Origin of the sequence: Streptomyces sp. 3214.6 (genome assembly GCF_900129855.1) — a bacterium.
GTDB classification, from domain to species: domain Bacteria; phylum Actinomycetota; class Actinomycetes; order Streptomycetales; family Streptomycetaceae; genus Streptomyces; species Streptomyces soliscabiei.
The window spans coordinates 6,985,092-7,004,148 of the sequence record NZ_LT670819.1; the positions used below are offsets into that span (position 1 = coordinate 6,985,092).

The 19,057-nt window shown below is 71.8% G+C and carries 18 protein-coding genes and 1 pseudogene; 7 read left to right on the top strand and 12 right to left on the bottom strand.

Going from position 1 to position 19,057, the window contains the following annotated elements; genetic code table 11:
* Positions 1-5 precede the first annotated feature (5 nt).
* The 6 genes and pseudogenes from B5557_RS31585 to B5557_RS31610 all read right to left on the bottom strand — a co-directional run bounded on the left by B5557_RS31585 (position 6) and on the right by B5557_RS31610 (position 5,802).
* Entirely contained in the window at positions 6-617 is a 612-nt protein-coding gene (locus B5557_RS31585; RefSeq protein ID WP_079662641.1) for a DedA family protein, read from the bottom strand.
* A gap of 225 nt (positions 618-842) precedes the next feature.
* The gene (locus B5557_RS31590; RefSeq protein WP_079662642.1) at positions 843-1,298 is read right to left on the bottom strand and encodes a DoxX family protein; all 456 of its coding nucleotides are present in this window, start codon (positions 1,296-1,298) and stop codon (positions 843-845) included.
* Positions 1,299-1,400: 102 nt separating this feature from the next.
* Entirely contained in the window at positions 1,401-3,281 is a 1,881-nt protein-coding gene (locus tag B5557_RS31595; RefSeq protein ID WP_079662643.1) for an FAD/NAD(P)-binding protein, read from the bottom strand.
* Positions 3,282-3,445: 164 nt separating this feature from the next.
* Positions 3,446-3,712: pseudogene (locus tag B5557_RS31600) on the bottom strand (alkaline phosphatase D family protein); the annotation flags it as partial.
* Between the two features lie 13 nt (positions 3,713-3,725).
* Entirely contained in the window at positions 3,726-5,027 is a 1,302-nt protein-coding gene (locus B5557_RS31605) for an RNA-guided endonuclease InsQ/TnpB family protein (RefSeq protein ID WP_079665112.1), read from the bottom strand.
* Between the two features lie 130 nt (positions 5,028-5,157).
* Complete coding sequence (locus B5557_RS31610) at positions 5,158-5,802, bottom strand: HNH endonuclease family protein (RefSeq protein WP_079662644.1); 645 nt, start codon at positions 5,800-5,802, stop codon at positions 5,158-5,160.
* A 379-nt stretch (positions 5,803-6,181) separates the two neighbouring features.
* Between B5557_RS31610 and B5557_RS31615 the strand changes: the two genes are divergently transcribed.
* Positions 6,182-6,763: a TMEM165/GDT1 family protein gene (locus B5557_RS31615; protein WP_079662645.1), complete on the top strand. Its 582-nt coding sequence runs from the start codon at positions 6,182-6,184 to the stop codon at positions 6,761-6,763.
* Positions 6,764-6,998: 235 nt separating this feature from the next.
* Positions 6,999-7,649 carry an HAD family hydrolase gene (locus tag B5557_RS31620; RefSeq protein WP_079665113.1) on the top strand — a complete coding sequence of 217 codons (651 nt, stop codon included), beginning with the start codon at positions 6,999-7,001 and terminating at the stop codon, positions 7,647-7,649.
* Between the two features lie 43 nt (positions 7,650-7,692).
* Here B5557_RS31620 and B5557_RS31625 read toward each other — a convergent pair whose 3' ends face one another.
* Positions 7,693-8,826: a peptidoglycan-binding domain-containing protein gene (locus B5557_RS31625; RefSeq protein WP_231976095.1), complete on the bottom strand. Its 1,134-nt coding sequence runs from the start codon at positions 8,824-8,826 to the stop codon at positions 7,693-7,695.
* Between the two features lie 181 nt (positions 8,827-9,007).
* On the opposite strand from B5557_RS31625, the gene B5557_RS31630 reads away from it, so the two are divergent.
* The gene (locus B5557_RS31630; RefSeq protein ID WP_079662647.1) at positions 9,008-11,053 is read left to right on the top strand and encodes an MFS transporter; all 2,046 of its coding nucleotides are present in this window, start codon (positions 9,008-9,010) and stop codon (positions 11,051-11,053) included.
* Between the two features lie 9 nt (positions 11,054-11,062).
* On the opposite strand, the gene B5557_RS31635 is transcribed toward B5557_RS31630, so the two are convergent.
* Positions 11,063-11,575 carry a GNAT family N-acetyltransferase gene (locus tag B5557_RS31635; protein ID WP_079662648.1) on the bottom strand — a complete coding sequence of 171 codons (513 nt, stop codon included), beginning with the start codon at positions 11,573-11,575 and terminating at the stop codon, positions 11,063-11,065.
* Between the two features lie 4 nt (positions 11,576-11,579).
* Positions 11,580-11,963 (bottom strand): dihydrofolate reductase family protein, encoded by a 384-nt coding sequence (locus tag B5557_RS31640; RefSeq protein WP_231976096.1) that lies wholly within the window; start codon positions 11,961-11,963, stop codon positions 11,580-11,582.
* A gap of 113 nt (positions 11,964-12,076) precedes the next feature.
* Between B5557_RS31640 and B5557_RS31645 the strand changes: the two genes are divergently transcribed.
* Positions 12,077-12,793 (top strand): hypothetical protein, encoded by a 717-nt coding sequence (locus B5557_RS31645; protein WP_079662649.1) that lies wholly within the window; start codon positions 12,077-12,079, stop codon positions 12,791-12,793.
* 3 nt (positions 12,794-12,796) lie between these two features.
* The gene (locus B5557_RS44540) at positions 12,797-13,480 is read left to right on the top strand and encodes a hypothetical protein (protein WP_180291675.1); all 684 of its coding nucleotides are present in this window, start codon (positions 12,797-12,799) and stop codon (positions 13,478-13,480) included.
* Here B5557_RS44540 and B5557_RS31655 read toward each other — a convergent pair.
* The gene (locus tag B5557_RS31655) at positions 13,469-13,900 is read right to left on the bottom strand and encodes a J-domain-containing protein (RefSeq protein WP_079662650.1); all 432 of its coding nucleotides are present in this window, start codon (positions 13,898-13,900) and stop codon (positions 13,469-13,471) included. The two genes, B5557_RS44540 and B5557_RS31655, sit on opposite strands and share 12 nt — an antisense overlap.
* 117 nt (positions 13,901-14,017) lie before the next feature.
* On the opposite strand from B5557_RS31655, the gene B5557_RS31660 reads away from it, so the two are divergent.
* On the top strand, positions 14,018-14,404 hold the full coding sequence (locus B5557_RS31660; RefSeq protein ID WP_079662651.1) for a hypothetical protein: 387 nt from the start codon (positions 14,018-14,020) through the stop codon (positions 14,402-14,404).
* A gap of 43 nt (positions 14,405-14,447) precedes the next feature.
* Here the strand turns inward: B5557_RS31660 and B5557_RS31665 are convergent, their stop codons facing one another.
* The gene (locus B5557_RS31665) at positions 14,448-15,119 is read right to left on the bottom strand and encodes an O-methyltransferase (protein ID WP_079662652.1); all 672 of its coding nucleotides are present in this window, start codon (positions 15,117-15,119) and stop codon (positions 14,448-14,450) included.
* Between the two features lie 452 nt (positions 15,120-15,571).
* Between B5557_RS31665 and B5557_RS31670 the strand changes: the two genes are divergently transcribed.
* Entirely contained in the window at positions 15,572-17,671 is a 2,100-nt protein-coding gene (locus B5557_RS31670) for a bifunctional glycosyltransferase 87/phosphatase PAP2 family protein (RefSeq protein WP_079665114.1), read from the top strand.
* A gap of 167 nt (positions 17,672-17,838) precedes the next feature.
* Here the strand turns inward: B5557_RS31670 and B5557_RS31675 are convergent, their stop codons facing one another.
* A complete protein-coding gene (locus B5557_RS31675; RefSeq protein ID WP_231976097.1) occupies positions 17,839-19,014 on the bottom strand; it encodes an acyltransferase family protein in 1,176 nt (391 codons plus the stop codon).
* Positions 19,015-19,057 lie beyond the last annotated feature (43 nt).

Below are 19,057 nucleotides of genomic sequence, written 5' to 3' on the forward strand. Positions count from 1 at the left end.
CCCGGTTACGCCGGCTGCCGTCGCATCACGTATGCCGCGCCCGCGCCCGCGCCGAACAGCGCGAGCAGCGACACCCCCGTCGCCAGCCAGGTCGTGCCCAGCCAGTGCGCGCCGAAGTAGCCGAGGGCGGCGCTGTAGCCCGCCCAGGACAGGCCGGCCAGCGCGGACCAGGGGAGGAACTCGCGCGGGCGGCGATGGGCGGCGCCCGCGATGAGGGAGACGACGGAACGGCCGGCCGGGGCGAAGCGGGCCAGCACGACCAGGGCGCCGCCGCCCCGGGCGAGCGCGTCGCCGAGACGTTCCTGCGCGGTGGTCAGCCGGCGGGAGCGGGAGATCGCCCGGTCCAGTCGCTCACCGCCGCGCCAGGCCAGCCGGTAGGCGACCAGGTCGCCCAGGACCGAGGCGGTCGCCGCGGAGAGGATCAGGACCATGATGTCGGGGACGTCGTTCGGCACTTGGCCGGTGGCCGCGCCCGAGCCCGCCGCCGCGGCCGTCGCCGCGGTGATGACGAGCACTCCGCTGGGCAGCACCGGCAGGAACACGTCGAGGAGGACCGACAGGCCCACCACCGCGTAGATCCAGGGGCTGCCGAGCAAAGCCCCCACACTCTCGAACACCGCAGACTCCCCGTGTCTCCCCCGTGACAGCCGACCGTGCCGCTGTGTCGCGGGGGAGCGGCAGGTGCGGCCAATGACAGCCATACAGCGTACGCGTGGGGTGTGACAGCGGATTCACGGGGGGCTCGTGTGTTCGGCACAGCACGTTCACCTGCGCCGCGACCGACGCCTTGCTCCGCGGCAGGGTCCAGGCCGCGGAGCAAGGGTGCCGTTCGGCCGGGACGGTCAGGCGGCGACCGTCGCCTGCTGCTCCGCGGGCTCCCGCTCGGTGGCCGTGCGGCGCGCGATCAGGCGGTCCAGGCCGAGTGCGCCGGAACCGGTGAAGACCAGCAGCAGGAAGGCCCAGCAGAACATCGCCGAGGCCTCGCCGCCGTTCTCGATGGGCCACAGGGCGGCCGACTGGTGCACGTCGAAGTAGGCGTACGCCATGGAGCCCGAGGCCAGGAACGCGGCGGCCCTGGTGCCGAGGCCGAGCAGCACCAGGCTGCCGCAGACGAGCTGGATGACGGCCGCGTACCAGCCGGGCCAGGTGCCGGAGTCGATGGTGCCGCCATCGGTGCCCGGGACGCCACCGAGGACGCCCAGGAGGGAGGACGCGCCGTGGCAGGCGAAGAGCAGGCCTACGACGATGCGGAAGAGGCCGACGGCGTAGGGCTGTGCGGTGTTGAGACGAGCGGACATGGGGGGTGCTCCTTCGGTGTCGGTCAGGGCCGGTCCCGTACAAGGGGAGATGACGGGCCGTTGGGGCGGCGGTACCGAATGAGCGACTCACGTTAGGTGGACCTAATAGATACTTTCAAGTTCAACTTTTGGCCACGACTTGGGCTCCGTTTGGGGCTCCGTTTCCGCCTTCGCGGCACGTAGAACGGCTCTCGCCACCGCGTCCGCGTCCGAAAGTGTGACCGAATCCACCCCCGGGCGGGCGCCCGCCGCGGTGACCCAGTGCACGCCCTCCGTGGGTACCCCGAAGGCGAACCGCCTTACGTGCGACCGTCCCTGACGGTCAATCAGGTGGTGGGGGCGCTGTGTCACATCCAGTCCTCCGGTCACGTAACCGTCCACCGTGTGGGCACGGCACTGTCCGGTCCTCAGCAGCCGGGCCAGCAGGGTGTCGGCGGTGCGGCGCACGTCCGTCTCCGGCAGCCGGGCCTCTATGAGGGTTCTCACGCGGACGGCCGAGCCCGGCACCTGCGGCGAGTGCGCCCGCCAGGCCCCGTCCTCCTCCCGCACCTCCAGCCGGGGCCCGAGCACCTCCACCACCCCCGCCTCCACCAGGGCGGCCAGCTCCTCGACGCGGCGGCGGGGCGGTCCGATCGACAGGAAGGCGTTCAGCGGGGTGTACCAGCGATCCAGGTGGTCCCGGCGGGAGGCGCCGGCCAGCCCCGCGTGGTCGACGATCAGCCGAAGCTCGTTGCGCAGGTCGCGCAGCACGTCCAGGGCCGCCTTCGAGGGGCCGTCGACATTGCCCCGGGCGGCTTCCGCCGCGTCCCTGCGCAGATACGCCAGCAGCCAGTCCCGCCACTGCCCCGGATGCGCGAACCGGTGTTCCCCATACGGCCGGGAGATCCGCTCCCAGCTCCAGCGGGCTGCCTCGGGCACCCCGAACTCGTCGAGTATCAGGGCCTCTTGGGGAGCGCGGTGCGGGACGGCGAGGAACCGGTCCAGGAACGCCGCACGCCGTACGAGGGCCGCGTAGTACACCGTCTCCACCTCCTTCGCCACCAACGGCCATATCTCGGCGAGGAAGTCGGGCGCCTCACCGGAGTCCGCGCGCTTGCGGAAGCCCGCGATCACCTCCGGGGTCAGCACGCGCGGGGTGTGACGCCCGTACGGCCCCTTGGCGTTGTCGCCGCGCGCCTGGTAGGGGATGCCGCGCCGGGAGCCGGCGTACAGGCGCGGCTCGTGGCCGGAGGGCAGGTAGCGCAGGCCGTGCGGGACGGGGACGTAGCGGCCGCCCCGGCCGGTGGTCAGCAGGGCCATGTGGTCGAAGAAGTTCAGGCCCAGGCCGCGCAGCAGGACCGGTTCACCGGGGGCGAGCGCGCCGAGGTCGACGTCGGCCGGATTGCCGGGCGGGACATGGCGCAGGCCGTGCCGTTCGGCGTGGGCGGCGTGGCGCTGCCGGGCGGCGTCGGCGACCACGGGCAGATGCCCCTGGGCGAGGGCGACGGCGGACAGGCCGGGCAGGACACGGCCGTCGTCCAGGGTGAGGACCTGACGGCCGTCGGCGGCGTCGTCGAGCCGGACCGCGCTCGCCGCGTGCGTCTCGACGCGCACCGAGGGCGGGGCCTCGCGCACGGTCCGCGCGAACACCCACTCCAGGTAGCGGCCGTAGTGCGCGCGGGTCGGGTACTCGTCCGGTCCCAGCTCGCCGCCCGCCCACGCGTGCAGACTCGGGCCCGGGCGGATCGGGCCCGCGCAGTCCACGCTGTCGTCGGTGAACAGGGTCACCTGCGAGGCCACGGTGTTCATCAGCAGCTCCGGCGACTGCGCGGTCCGCCACACGCGCCCCGGTCCCGGTGGGGCGGGATCGACGACATGGACGGTCAGCCGCACCCCGGGCGGCAACAGCTCGGGCGCTGAGGCACAGAGACGTTCCAGGACGCTGGTGCCGCGCGGGCCGGCGCCCACGAGGGCGACGGCGAGATCGGCGTTCACTGAGGGCAACGGGGTGACTCCCGGGCGTGTGGGGCGCGATGGAGCAGGTCGCCCGCGAGGCCCTGACGGAAGCGGACGGTCCGCCTCATCATGCCCCTCGAACTCTTCGAGAACGGGGGACCCCCGCCGTCACGGAAGCCAACGCGGGCCCCACCCGCCCCCGTTGTCCCGCATCAGGAGGTGAGCTCGGACTCCTCCACAGCGGTCAGCGCGCTGTTGCCCCGCGCCTGCTCCAGCCGCAGCCGGGCCGAACGGCCGTTCAGCGTCAGGGACATGAGCTGGTTGCCGAACCACGGCCCGCCGGTCCTGCGCCAGTCGACGGGCGGCCGCGGACAGCGCCCGTGCCGGCGGAAGCGCCGCCCGAGCGCACGGGCCACGGCGCTCCAGCCGAAGCGGAAGCCCACCCGTATCGATCGATCGACAGGGGGATGGAGTTTTGACATCCTCTCCCTCTTAGAAGAGGGGGATTTCAACCGGTTTGGGTTGAGGTTCACGGACGTTCTTCGACCGCGTGGGCGGTGTCGTCCCTCCGGCACCGGCTGTCTGCCGGGGGCGGGGGATCCCGCCCTGTCCTGCCGCGACGTTGTGGCTTGCGTTGGTGTCCGCGTTGCAGGTGAAGCCGCAGGACGAACAGACGAACTCGGCTTGGCTCTTGCGCGAGTTCTTGTCGATCCACCCGCAGGCACTGCACCGCAGACTCGTGTACGGGGCGGGAACGTCCTCGACCCGGCCGGGGGCCTTGTGCCCGGTGCGCTGCCGGAGCAGGCCCCAGCCCTGGGCGAGGATCGACCGGTTGAGGCCGGACTTCTGCGCCACGTTCTTGCCGGGCTGCTCCACGGTTCCCTTCGCGGAGCGGGTCATGTTCTTGATGTTCAGCTTCTCGAAGCGGATCAGGTCGTAGGTGCGGGCGAGCATGGTGCTGGTCTTCTCGCACCAGTCCTTGCGCCGGTTCGCCTCGCGGGCCTTCAGCTTCGCGGCCTTCGCGTGCCCGGCAGCCTTGGCTTCGCTGCCCTTGGGGGCGCGTGCGGCGCGCCGTTGGTGCTTGCGGATCTGCGCCCGCTCCCTGACGGTGAGCTGCGGGCAGTTCAGCCTGCGGCCGTCGGAGAGAGCGGCGGTGACGATCACGCCGCGGTCGATGCCGACGGTTCCGCCGGTGCCGGGCGCGGGCACCGGCTCGGGGACGACGGCGAACGCGGCGTGCCACTGCCCGTTGCGGTAGGTGACGCGGAACGTCTTCGCGTCGGGCAGCTTCGCGCCCTTGCCCCGGGCGCTGAGGCGGAAGCGGACCCAGCCGCAGCCGGGCACCTTGACCTGAGCCCATCGCCGGTTCAGCTTCTGCACGACGACCGAGCGGCCCATGACCTGCCTGCCGGTCTTCGCGTTCAGCTTCGGCGAGCCGTCCGCGCCGTGCTCGGGGACGCGGTCGGTGCCGATGACGCGGAAGCCCTCGTGCAGGTGCTTCCTGCGCCAGGTCGGCTCACCGAACCCGGACGTGAAACGCGCGTTCTTGGCCTGGGCGAAGTCCTTCAGCGCCTGCTGCTGCACGTCCGCGTTCCCGGCACCCAGCCACTCGTTGTCGCGCCGGGCCTCGGTGAGCTGACGGCACTGCTCCGCGAAACCGGGCGCGGACCTGCGACCCTTCCGCCAGTGCGCATGCTGCTCCACGGCAAGATTCCAGACGTACCTGGCGTGCGCGCAGTGCAGCAGCATCTGCCGCTCCTGCTCGCCCGTCGGGTACATCCGAAACCGTGCCATGCCGTGAACGTAGACCACACGTTCCCCGTCCGCGCACCTCATCGATCACTGTCACCCGTGCGAGTGACAGCCCCGGCCGGCCGCCGGCGCCAGGACCCTCGACTCCCCGGCGTCAACGCGGCGAGCGGGTTCAGCAGTTGGCGAGGTAGCTCGTCAGGGCGCTCTTCTCGGCGGAGTCGACCGAGAGGTCGTAGTAGTACTTCACCTGCACCCAGGCGCGGACGTACGTGCAGCGGTACGAGGTGAGCGACGGCATCCACTCGGCCGGGTCCTGGTCGCTCTTCTGCTGGTTCACGTTGTCCGTGACGGCGATCAGCTGCGGGCGGGTGACGTCGTTGGCGAAGGCCTGGCGCTGGGCGGTGGTCCAGTTGCGGGCGCCGGAGTCCCAGGCCTCGGCGAGCGGGACGAGGTGGTCGATGTCGAGGTCCGAGGCGGCGGTCCAGGTGGCGCCGTCGTAGGGGGAGTACCAGCTGCCGCTGGTGGCGGTGCAGGCGGAGTTGGTGACGACGTTCGTACCGTCCCGCTTGAGGATGTACTCACGGGTGTTGCAGGTGCCGCTGATGGTGATCCAGGTCGGGAACAGGTCCCGGCTGTAGCCGGTCCTGACCTCGCTCGCGACGGTGAGGGAGGCGAGGTAGCTGCGCGCGGTGGCGGCGCTGACCGGGGTGGGGAGAGCGGCGGAGGCGGTCGGGGAGGTGAACAGCCCGACCGAGGCTATGAGGCCCGTGAGGGCGGCGAGTATGCTCAGCCGTCCACGCGCGTAGAACTTCGACATGCGAACTCCCTTGGGGAGGCGGGGGTGTTGGAGCGCGAGCGTTGGAATGCTCGCCGTGTCGCATTGCGGGGAGGTGTGCGTCCGGTTAGAAGTTAGTGACGTGCTCATGACACGACAAGGTTTATCGCAGAACGATCTCGTACAATGGGATGCGCAGAAGGGGAGTAGCTCTTCGCCGGACCGTCGACATACTGCTCAGCTCGTCTGAGCCGGCGCCCGGAGGCGGACCCGTCGTGGCGGGTCGGCCAGCGAGACCTTCGGCAAGCAGTGCACATCCGTGCCGTACGGCACGGGTGATACGTGTGCTGCCGTGCCGAGGTGTCTCATTCCCGAGGAGTCGGGACTCTCGGTGGGGCGGCCCCCGACCGATTGAGGAACCTTGATCAGCATCACCGTGACGGCACTCGTCTTCGGCGTCGTCTTCCTGGCCGAGCTGCCCGACAAGACCGCACTCGCCGGCCTCGTCCTCGGCACCCGCTACCGCGCCTCGTACGTGTTCGCCGGCGTGGCCGCCGCCTTCGCGCTGCATGTCGCGCTGGCCGTCGCGGCGGGCAGCGTGCTGACCCTGCTCCCGCAGCAACTCGTGCACGCGCTGACGGGCGTGCTGTTCCTGGGCGGCGCGGCCGTGCTGCTGCTGAAGAAGGACGAGGACGACGAGGAGATCCGGCGACCGGAGAACCAGTCCTTCTGGAAGGTCGCCGGCGCGGGCTTCATGCTGATCCTCGTCGCCGAGTTCGGCGACCTCACCCAGATCATGACGGCCAACCTCGCCGCCCGCTACGACGACCCCCTCTCCGTCGGCCTCGGCGCGGTGCTGGCGCTGTGGGCGGTCGCCGGCCTGGGCATCGTCGGCGGAAAGGCCCTGATGAAGCGGGTCCCGCTGCAACTGATCACCCGGCTCGCGGCACTCCTGATGCTGACACTCGGCGCATGGAGCCTGTGGGAGGCGATCACCGGCTGAACCGGGGCCGGGGAGCGGGATCGCTGGGCCGGGGGAGTCGGGGGTGGGATCGCTGAGCCGGGGAGGGGAGTCGGGGTTGGTGGGCTGAACGGTTGGTGAACGGTTGCTGGAGGTTTCTGCGGGGGGTGGCGGTGGGCGGTGATTATTTTGTACCGTGGGGAAACAAAGTGGCTCCCGCCCGTTTTCCCTGACCGGCGGGCGGGGCCGCCTTGTTTCTACGTACCTGGAGCTGATGATGCCGGTCCTCACCGCCCGCGCCCTCCTGCTCGACATGGACGGCACCCTCGTGAACTCCGACGCCGTCGTCGAGCGCATCTGGCGCCGCTGGGCCGATGTGCACGGGCTCGACGGGGACGAGGTCATGAAGGTGGTCCACGGCCGTCAGGGATACGCCTCGATGGCCGTACTGCTGCCCGGCCGTCCGATGCATCTGAACCTGGCGGACAACGCGCGGATGCTCGCGGAGGAGACCGCCGACCTGGACGGCGTCGTGCCGGTGCCCGGCGCACCGGAGTTCCTCGCCTCCCTGCGGGGCGTCCCGCACGCGCTGGTCACCTCGGCGGACGTCCCCCTGTCGACCGCCCGGATGGCCGCGGCGGGACTGGAACTCCCCGACGTGCGTGTCACCGCGGAATCGGTGGGCGCGAGCAAGCCGGACCCCGAGGGCTTCCTGAAGGGCGCGGCCGAGCTCGGCGTCGCCCCGGCGGACTGCGTGGTCTTCGAGGACTCGGGCGCGGGCATCGCGGCGGGGCGCTCCGCGGGGATGCGCGTCGTGGGCGTGGGGCCACGGGCGGCCGTGCACGGCCCGGACGTGGTGGTGGGGGATCTGCGGCAGGTGCGGGTGGAGGCCGTGGCGGACGGGGTGCGGCTGTCCTTCAGCTCGTAGGGGTCCCCAAGGGTCCCCCGCGCGGGACGCCCCACCTCCCGCGTCACGGTTCCGTCGTCTCGGACTCCAGCTTCGTCCGCGTCGCCACCCCGTACACGCCCAGCCCGTCCGCCGTCGTCCCTCTGGACCACTGGTAGTTGCGCAGCGCCTCCTCGACCTCGCTGCCGAAGGTGCCGTCGGCATCGCCGTTGTAGAAGAACACCTGCCGTAGCCGCAACTGGAGTTCGGTCACCTCGGCGCCGGTGTCGCCGCGCCGCAGGACCGTGCCCTCGGAGATCGGCGCGCTCTTGTCGGCCCCGTTCCCGGGCCTCGCGGAGACGCTGACGTGGGCGGTCGGCGTCGCCTGGCTCGCGGCCGTCGCCGCCGACGACGGGGACGCCGAGGGTGAGGCGCTCTCCTTCGCCGCGGAGGGCGACGGAGTACCTCTCTCGGACGGGGACACCGACGCCTCGGAGGCCGACGGGGGCGCGGACGGGCTCGCCGACGGCGTCCCGGAGGACGCGCTCGTCGAGGGGACCGGCACGGCCGCCCGTACGTCCTTCGGAGCAGCCCCGTCGCGCGTCGGCTTGTCGTAGGAGAACAGCCCGCTCGCGAACCCGGCCGCGGCCACCACGGCCACGACGGCGGCGGCCGTCGCGACCAGCAGCGTCCGGCGACGGTGCGGGCTTCGCGGTTCCTCGTCGTCGGGGTGCGCGGCTCCGGCGGCCGCCGCCTCGAACAGGCTCAGGTCGCCGGCGCCGGGCTCGGCGGCGAGCGCAGCCGGCGGGGCGAACGGCGCCGCCGTCGTGTGCGGCGGTGGCCCGGCGGGATCCACCGCGCGCAACCGCATGGTCGCGTCGGCCGGAACCGCAGGCAGCGGCATGGTCAGCTCACCGTCCGGTGAAACCGCGGCCCACGCCGCACCCCCGGCCGTACCCGAGCCGCCTTCCGCGGGCGTACCCCCGCCCCCCTCCGTGGGCGGCTGCTGTCCCTCCAGTTCCACGTACGGCCGTATCCGCAGTGGATCGAAGTCCTCCGCCGCGGCCGCCTCCGCCGTGCGCGTGTCGCGCAGGGACTCGGCGGCGCGCTGGGCGCACGAGCAGGACGGGGTGTTGTCGGGCGCGCGGAGCGCTCCGCACTGCGGGCAGGGCAGCCCCCGCTGCCCCGATGGCCCCTGTCGCCCCGTCGGATCGATCACGTGTTCGTCCCTCCCCATCCAAACTTCAAGGATTATGCAGATCCTCCACACAGCGGGCCGCCCGCGCCCCCCGGAATGTCGTATTCCGCCAGGAATCAAGGGGGCTTACGAGGACTCAAGAGGCCATAACGGGTCACACCGATCACGATGGAAAGGGTCACCAGAGCCTCAGGAGGCATCCATGGCCTTGGACGCGCACAGCAGGACGGCGGATCCACGTCAGGAACACGTGTCCGGAAACGTCCTCGTCTCGATCGGCGCCCTGCTGCTCGGCATGCTCCTCGCCGCCCTAGACCAGACGATCGTGTCGACCGCCCTGCCCACCATCGTCAGTGACCTGGGTGGTATGGAGCACCTGTCGTGGGTGGTCACGGCCTACATGCTGGCGTCGACGGCCGCGACCCCGCTGTGGGGCAAACTGGGCGACCAGTACGGGCGCAAGAGGCTGTTCCAGATCGCGATCGTCCTCTTCCTGATCGGTTCGGCGCTGTGCGGAATGGCGCAAAACATGCCGCAGCTGATCGCCTACCGGGCCGTCCAGGGCCTGGGCGGCGGCGGTTTGATGGTGCTGTCGATGGCACTCGTCGGCGACCTCGTCCCGCCACGCGACCGCGGCCGCTACCAGGGCCTGTTCGGCGCGGTGTTCGGCACCACGAGCGTCCTCGGCCCACTGCTGGGCGGCCTGTTCACCGAACACCTCAGCTGGCGCTGGGTGTTCTACGTCAACCTGCCCGTGGGCGTCGTCGCCCTCGCCGTCATCGCGGCGGTCCTGCACATCCCGCTCAGGCCGACCAAGCACGTCATCGACTACCTCGGCACCTTCCTCATCGCCTCCGTCGCCACCTGCCTGGTCCTGGTGGCCTCCCTCGGCGGCACCACCTGGGACTGGGGCTCGCCGCAGATCGTCGCACTGACGGTCCTGGGCGTGCTGCTGGCCTTCGCGTTCGTGTCGGTGGAGCGGCGGGCGGCCGAACCCGTCCTCCCCCTCAAGCTGTTCCGCATCCGCACCTTCACCCTCTCCGCCGTGATCAGCTTCATCGTCGGCTTCGCGATGTTCGGCGCGATGACCTACCTGCCGACCTTCCTCCAGGTGGTGCAGGGCGTCTCGCCGACCATGTCCGGCGTCCACATGCTGCCGATGGTGGCCGGCATGCTCCTGTCGTCCACGGGCTCCGGGCAGATCGTCAGCCGCACCGGCCGCTGGAAGGTGTTCCCGGTCACGGGCACCGCCGTCACCGCCTTCGGCCTGCTCCTCCTGCACCGGCTCGACGAGCACAGCTCCACCGGCGAGATGAGCGCCTACTTCTTCGTCTTCGGCCTCGGACTGGGCCTGGTCATGCAGGTGCTGGTGCTGATCGTGCAGAACGCGGTCGCCTACGAGGATCTCGGCGTCGCCACCTCCGGCGCGACCTTCTTCCGCTCCATCGGCGCCTCCTTCGGCGTCGCCATCTTCGGCACCGTCTTCGCGAGCCGCCTCGGCGACAAGCTCGCCGACGCCCTCCGGGGCGTCCCGCTCCCGCCCGGGGTCTCGCCGGGCGCGCTGGAGGCCGACCCGCGCGGCATCGCCGACCTGCCGTCCGCGCTGCGGCCGCGCGTCCTGCACGCCTACGCCTCCTCCATCACCGATGTCTTCCTGTACGCGGCGCCGGTCGCGCTCCTCGGCTTCGTCCTGGCGTGGTTCCTCAAGGAGGACCCGCTGCGCGGCTCGGTCACCGCCCCCGACGTGACGGAGACCCTGGCCAGCAACCCGGTGGAGCGGTCGTCGTACGACGAGGTGTGCCGCGCGCTGTCCGTCCTCGGCACCCGCGATGGCCGCCGCGAGATCTATGTGAAGATCACCGCGCGGGCCGGCCACGACCTCCTCCCGGCCGCGAGCTGGCTGCTCCTGCGGATCAAGCGGTACGGCAGTGTCGAGCCGGGCGTGCTCGCCGAGCGCAGCACCGTCCCGCTCCCGGTGATCATCGAGGGGGCCCGGCAGGTCGAGGAGCGCCGGCTCGCCGTACGCGAGGGGCTCGACATGGTGCTGACCGACGAGGGCCACGAGGTCGCCGAACGTCTCGCGCGGGCCCGCGAGGAGTCGCTGGCCGAACTGCTCGGCGACTGGTGGGGCCCGGACCGGCCCACCGACCTCGTCCAACTGGTCAAGGAACTGAACGACGAACTGTGCGGCTCGGACCGTGAACAGCCGTACGGCGGACGGGTGGTGACCGACCATCGTCTCCCCTGAGGGACTTGCTCATCCGGGGCCCTGGCCGAGCGACTTGGCGAACCAGTGCTCGGCGTACGGCTCGTCGTTGTACGGCTCGGTCTCCGCGTAGCCCAGCCGGGCGTACAGAGCGCGGGCCTCGACGAGGTCACCCCGGGTGTCCAGGACCATCCGTGCGGCGCCGAGAGCGACGGCGGCGTCCTCGGCGGCCCGGACGAGGAGCGCAGCGCCGCCCTTCCCGCGCAGCCCCTCCCGCACGAACACCCGCTTCAGCTCGGCCGTCGTCGCGTCCAGCAGCCGCACGCCCGCACAGCCGCCCGGCTCACCGTCGTACCGCCCGACCAGCAACTGCCCACCGGGCGGGGTGAGTTCGGCCCAGCTCTGGGCGGCGATCTCCCGCTCCAGCTCGTCCGGATCGGTCCGCCGGCCCTCGTGCAGCAGGTACCAGCGGTCGCTGACCTCCGTGTAGTACTCCCGCCAGAGCGCGCCGGCGACGGGGGAGTCGTAGGGTTCGGGGGCTATGGTCCAGGACGTCAGCGTCATCCGGTCATTCTGCGGCGACGGTGTGCGGGGCACGCAACCGGATATGCGTCGCCCCCGGCGAGTCCAGCACCTGCGTCTTCTGCCACTCGATGTGCCGGTGGCCGGAGCCGCTGGAGCCGCCGAGGTCGTCGAGGTCGTCGAGGTTGTCGAACAGGCGTCGGCCGCCGCAGGCCAGCACCGGCACGACGTGCAGGAGGAGCTCGCCCAGCCAGCCGTTGCGGATGAACTGCTGCACCAGGTCGGCGCCGCCCGCCAGCGACACGTCCTTGCCGCCCGCCGCCTCCCGGGCCAGCTCCAGCGCCCGCTCCGGGTCCCGACTCCGGGCGCTCCTTGCTTCCGCCTTTGCGTCGGTCGGTCCGCCGCCGAATCGACACGCTGCTCGCGTCAATTCCGAGGATCACGGGCGCCGTGCGCCGCGCGCCGCTCGCCGTTTGGGAGGCGCCGTCCGGGCAACCCGCAACGGGAACCGGCCCGTGGGGCCGACACACCGGAAGGCAAGGCATGTCCACAGGAGTGATCATCGCTCTGATCGTGATCGTGGCGGCCGTCGTCGCCGTCGCGGCCGTCCTGGCCGTACGGGCCCGCGGCTCGCACGGCGGACGGGGCCTCAAGCAGCGCTTCGGACCCGAGTACGACCGGGCGGTGGCCCGGCACGACGGGGACGTCAAGGCCGCCGAGCGGGAACTGGAGGCTCTCGTGCAGCGGCACGGCGGGCTGCACGAGCGGCCGTTGGAGCCCGCCGAACGCGATCGGTTCACGGCCCGCTGGACGGCCGCGCAGGAGCGCTTCGTCGACTCGCCCCGGGAGGCGGTCGCCGAGGCGGACCACCTGATCGCGGAGGTGGCGGGCGCCCGGGGCTTCCCGGAGGGCGCCCAGTACGACGAGCAGCTCGCCGCCCTCTCCGTCCACCACGCCCGCCACGTCCACGGCTACCGACGCGTCCACAGCGTCGCACGCGTCCACATGACCGGCGCGGACGGTAGGGGTGGTGCGACCGGGGTGGCTGGTGCAGGTGGTGTGGACGACGGTCGCGCGCCCGGCACGGAGGACATGCGGGCCGCCATGGTCGAGGCCCGCGCGCTCTTCGACGACCTGGTCGGCCCGGCCCACCGCGACTCCGGCCGGCACCGCGCCCGGCAGCCCGCACGACAGGACCGCTCCCGCTCCGGCCACCACCTGCCGTGGGGCTTCCACCGCCACCAGGCGAAGGAGGGCTGAACCATGCCGGACACGACACCGAACGTCACACCCGACCCGGGCACGGGCCGCGGCACGGGCGTGGGCACGGGCGTGGGCACGGGCGCGGGGAACGGCCGCAGGCCGGACGACCCGATGCGGCCCCCCGCCCCGGCTCCGACCCCGGCCCCTACCCCGCCGCCGCCCCCACCCCCGGCCGGGACCGTGGCGCCGGGCGGGACCGTGCCGCCCGGCGAGGGCGTCCTGCCGGACGGGCCGGGCGGGCCGGCCGAGGGCGAGCCCCGCGGGCGCACGACGGCCGGTTCCAGGGCTCCTCTCGCTTCCGGGACAGCCGCGGCCACCCCCGCCGCCACCGCGACCGCGCCCCCCGCCGACGCTCAAGGGGCGCATCTCCTCCCCGAGGACGAGTGCGACCGGATCGCCTCTCGGATGCGGCACGCGGTCGTACGGTTCGTCGACGGCCCCCGGGACGCCGTGGAGGAGGCCGACCAGGTGCTGGAAGAACTCGCCGCCCGCCTCACCGACGCCGTGGACCGGCGCCGCCGTACCCTGCGCGGGTCCTGGCAGGAGTCGGCGAAGGGCAAGGGTGACGGCGGCAAGGACCGGGCGGCGACGGCGGCCACGTCCGCGCCGACCGTCGACACCGAGCAACTCCGCCTGGCCCTGCGGGACTACCGCGCCCTGACGGAGCGACTGCTACACCTGTGACGTCCCGGACTCCCCGGCCGTCGCCCGGCGCTCCCGCCACTCCCGTACGACCGCTTCGACGTCGTACGGCTTCATGCCCAGCGGGGGGCCGGGCGGCGGCTTGAACATCATGTCGCGGAGCTTGACGTTGACGTCCGTGATGATCTTCCGGACGATGCGTTCCGAGGGCGCCGCGTACGCCGCCGCGAGCGCGTCCTCCGCCTCCTTGCGCAGGGCGAGCGTCGGCGGCAGGACGGAGAGGCCCTCGCGGGCCATCTTGCGTTTGATCCACCAGAGTTCGTCGTACGTGGTGTCCGTGCCTGGTGGCAACGGCTTGCCCGCGCCCGGGAGTTGGTCGAACTCGCCGCGCCGCTCCGCGTCACGGATCTGCTTGTCGACCCAGGACTCGAACGGGACACCCGGTGGCTTTCGCTCGGTCATGCGTCCATTGTGCCGGACGCGGTGGGGCCGGGCGATTTATCATGCGGCGGCTGCACAAGCACACTTAGGACCCAGGACGCCGACAGGCATGTCACAGACATCTCAAGGGGAGCGCACGTGCTCGAACTGACCATGGCCACCGTCTCCGGCACGGAAGAGGGCGCCACGGCCGGCATGCTGATGGCCGACTCGCCCAGCGATCCGGGCGCCGTGCTGCGGGTGGGCCGGGACAAGTCCGTGTGCCGTCTCGCGACCCCGGACGACTGGCTGTTCGTCTCCCGCGTGCACCTGGAGTTCCTGTGCGGCCCCGAGGGCACCTGGCAGGTGACCTGGCTGCGCGGTTCGCAGGACGAGCCGTCCTCCGAGGTGCGACTGGTGATCGGGGAGTACGCGCAGCAGCTCGCGTACGGCGGGACCGTGCCGCTGGCGGGCTCCGGCGAGATCATCGTTTTCGACCGCACCGGGCCGCGCAGCGTCAACGTGGGGTTCTACCACGAGGCGTGACGGCTGTGGGCTTCCGTCCCAGCTCCCCGTTCCCGCTTGCCGGCTACGCCAGGACGCGCGCCAGCGCGAAACCGTCGTAGCCCTTCGCTCCGACCGTCTGGATGGCCGTGCCGCTGAGCCTCGGGTGCGAGGCGATCAGCTCGATCGCGGCGCGGGTGCCGAGCACGTCCCCGGCCTCGCTGCCCGCGTCGATGACCCGGCCACCCCGTACGACGTTGTCGAGGACGATCAGGCTGCCCGCGCTCGTGAGCTTCAGCGCCCACTCCAGGTAGTGGGCGTTGTTGGCCTTGTCGGCGTCGATGAAGACGAGGTCGAACGGGGGCGGGTTCTCGTCGGCCAGCAGCGGCAGCGACTCCAGGGCCGGCCCGACCCGCACCTCGACCACCTTGTCGAGGCCCGCGCGGGCGATGTTGCGGGTGGCGACCTCCGCGTGCCGGGGGTCGTACTCCAGCGAGATCAGACGGCCGTCGGCGGGGAGCGCACGGGCCAGCCAGATCGTGCTGTAACCGGCGAGCGTGCCGATCTCCAGGATCGCCCGCGCGCCCTGCATCGCGGCGAACAGCTGGAGCAGCTTGCCCTGGTTCGCCGTGACGTTGATGGGCGGCAGCTCGGCGGCCTCGCTTTCGCGCAGCGCGGCGGCCGTCACCTCGTCGTCCGGGGCGAGTAGGTCGGTGAAGTAGGCGTCGACGGCGTCCCAGACCTGCGACTCGCTCATGCGCTCTGCCTCTCGTGTGCCTGATCGTGTACTTGATCGTGTGCCTGATCGTGTGCCTGACATATGGTCCGGCATGCCTCGTTAGGAATGCTAACTAGAACAGGTCAACGCCACCCGCCGCGCACGGTTTTCCCTCCCGCCGCGTGCCACGGCCCCCCGCCCGAGGAATTCAGCCGTTCGGCGCACGGAAGCGAGAGCCGCTGCGCAACCGAGGGTGCGACGGGGCTGTCGCCGGTCGCACACCTGCCGTCCTGATCCAGCCATCGAGCCGTCCCCGCGGCGGCGGGCCCGCCGTAGGAGCACTATCGTCTTCCGGACAAAAGGAGAGCGGACGTCAGGTGAATCAGGGGTGGCCTGCGTCTCTGTCCGGGGGAGTCTCGGCTCCTCGTAAGGTGCGTTCAGGAACCCGCGCACGAGACATGTGGGACGAACGGGGCGGAGGCCGACCGGTCGTGGCGAATGCGGAGCACAGCGGGCGGCCGGCGGAGGCCTTCGGGTCGACGGCGGTCGACACGACGAGAGCGCGGCTGCGCGCGGCCCGCCTCGGCCTCTGGCTGGTGGCGGCGGTCCTCGCCGTACGCCAGGTGGCCGTCGTCCTCGGCACCCCACGCGGAGAGAGACTGACGGACCTGGAGACCTGGGTCGGACCCAACGGTGTGCTGCACGTCAACGGCTCGCTCTACGACTCCACACGCTTCACGGGCACCCCCTTCGGCGGACTCGTCCTCAAGCCCCTGACCCGGGCGGCCGAACAGGCCCTCGGGTGGGGCTGGACCTTCAGCACCCTGCTGCTCGTCGCCGCCCTCGGTCTGGTCGCCGCCCGCGCCCTGCCCCAGCCGGTCAACAGACGGACGTCCCTGCTGGCGGCGCCGGTCGCCAGCAGCCTGCTGATGCTGTCGCTGCCGGTGCGCAACGCGCTCTGGCTCGGCCAGACCAGCATCCTCCCCGTCCTCCTCGTCCTCCTCGGCTGTTTCGTCGCCCGGGACTGGCGGGCGGCCGGCGCCCTGATCGGCGTGGCCGCGGCCCTCCAGCCCACGCTCCTGCTCTTCGCCGCCCTGCTCTGGTTCACCGGCCGCCGCCGCGCCGCGGCCGCCACCGGCGCCGCCTTCGCCGCAGTCACGGCGCTCGCCTGGGCGGCGATGCCGCACGACTCGTACACCTACTGGGTGCACCACATGGCGGGCGTCGGCCTCGGCGGTGAGGCGGACGCGCTGGCCAACCAGTCCCTGCACGGAGCGCTGCTGCGCCTCGGCGTCACCGGCCCGCTGGAGATCGGCCTGTTCCTGTCGCTGGGCGCGGCCGTGGCCGTCCTCGGCATCCGCCGCGCCGTCCGCTACGCCCGCGACGGACAGCTGCTGCTGGCGGTGGCCCTGACCGGCTGCGCGGCGATCGTCGTCTCCCCGGCGTCCTGGCAGCACCAGCTCCTGTGGGTGCTGCTGGCGGTGGTCGGCAGGGCCGGCAAGCGCGCCTCCGACCGCTATGTCTGGCCGGTGGCGGTCATCCTCGTGATGACCCTCCCGGCGAAGATGCTGCTGCCGAACATGGCGACCCTGTACCCCCTGCGCGACAACGCTGTCCTGCTGGCCGCGCTCGCCGCCGCCACGGTCGTCCCCTTCCTCCCACGCACCTCCCCGCACTACCGGACCCCGATCCCCACGGAGCACGCGGCCCCGATCCCGACGCGCTGGCAGCACGTGCCGCTGCTGCCGTTCATGAGGCGCGTCCTGACCCGCCCGAACCTGCTCCTGGAACTCCTGCTCATCCGGGTGACGTACGCGGCGTACCAGCAGGTCCGGCTGGCGGCGACGGGCGGCACGAACTCCGGCGGGCGGGCCCGCGCGGAGGCCCACGGCCAGCAGATCCTCGACATCGAGCGCTTCTTGCACATCGACATCGAGCACTGGGCCAACCACGCGGTGGTCAAGGTCGGTTGGCTGCGTGACTTCTTCGACTTCTACTACGAATCCTTCCACTTCGTGGTGCCGCTGTCGGTCCTCGCCGTCCTGTACTGGCGCCGCCCGGTCGACTACCGCTGGGCCCGCTCGTCGCTCGGCTTCGCGACCCTGCTGGCCCTCCTCGGCTTCTGGCTCTACCCGCTGGCCCCGCCCCGCCTGATGCCGAACCTGGGCGTCATCGACACCGTCCACGGCGTCCAGGACTTCTCCAAGCCGGAGTACGGCACGCTGACGGCCCTCACCAACCAGTACGCGGCGATGCCGTCCCTGCACTTCGGCTGGTCCCTGTGGTGCGGCCTGGTCATCGCGATCGTCGCCCCCAAGTGGTGGATGAAGGCACTGGGCCTGCTCCACCCCTTCTTCACGGTCTCGGCGATCGTGGCCACCGGCAACCACTGGGTCCTGGACGCGGTCGGCGGCGCGGCGGTGGTGGGCGGCGGCTTCGGCCTGTCGTACTTGCTGATGGGCCCGAGAGCGCGGCTGGCGACGGCGACGGCAGCGGCGACGGGAGCGGCGAAGGGCGCGAAGGGCGCTACGGAGGCGAAGGCGAGCGCCGAACTACTGCCGGAAGAGAAGCAACGCACCCCGAGCGGTTGACGGGGCAGGCGGCGACGGCCGTTGTTCGAGTTTCTGCTCTCGGTGCTGCCCCGCGCCGGGCTCCCCTTCATCTGGCTTTGGGGAGCGTTCTCCGGCGGCCTGGATCCGGAGAAGACCTGTCGACTGGTGACTGGTGACTGGTGATTGGTGAAAGGCCTGTCTGGCACTCATCGCCGTGGGGAGTCTGATCGCGGCCGTCGCGCTGACGGTTGCGCGTTACTGGCCGCGTGAACGGCCGACGGACGGCCCACCCGGCCTCGCAGCCACCGCTCCGCAGGACGCTCCACCCACTGATACGCCAGCGCCGCGAGGGTGAGGCTGACGACCAGCACCCCCGCCCAGAACAAGAGCGTCTCGCCACTGCCAGGGCCGGGCTTGCCCCACTTGAAGACGGCCGCGCGGATCACCACCTCATGGATGAGATACCAGGCGAACGACCAGTGGCCCAGCCTGATCATCCAGGCCCCGCCCAGCCCGGTCCGCCTGCCGTCCAGGTCGGCGCGGGCGGCGGCGCAGATCAGGGCCGCGAAAAGGGGCGCGGAGAGCAACTGCGAGGCGGAGTAAGGGCTGTACCAGAGGGCGTCCGGCACCCGGTTCGACCAAGGAATCAGGACGAGATGCCAGCCGACGACGAGCCCGATGGCCACTGGCAGCGACACCGGAGGCCGCCACCCGCGCTTCAGCGCGAGCCCGGCGACCACCCCGAGCACGAACTGCAGGAACCGGGTCAGCGGCAGATAGTCGAGTGCCCAGGTCCGGTCGGTGGGCGACAGCCCGGACAGCGCGGGCCACAGCAGGAGGCCGGCACAGCTGACCGCGACGGCCGTCCAGCCCCAGACCCTGGCCCGCCGCCCGGCGAGCAGGGCCAGCAGTACAGGAAAGCTCAGGTAGAAAAACGCCTCATCGCTGAGTGACCAGGCAGCCGGATTGCCGCCGGTGAAAATGACCGGCTGCGGAAACCACGCATGCACCAGCAGCAACGTCGCGACGACGGCCTTGAGCGACACGGCACGATCCATGACGCCCCACACAGCGACGGACCCCACGACGCTGACGGCAAGCATCGGCCAGATACGGGCGAACCGCCGCCACAGGAACACCCGGGCGGGGACGCCGGCGCCGTCGTAGGTCCAGGCGAGAACGGCGCCCGACAACACGAAGAAGAACGTGACCCCACTACGCCCGTACCAGACGGCGTCACTGACCCCCGGCACGGTCCCCACCTGCCGCGACAGGTGATACAGCACGACAAGCAGCGCCGCCCAGAAACGCAGCCCGGTCAGGGAAGGCAGCCGGTCGCGGCCGGGGGCGGGTATGGAGGTCATCGAGGTCATCGAGGTCATCGAGTGGAGAGCGTACGGGGCACACGGAGGTACCGCATGCCCC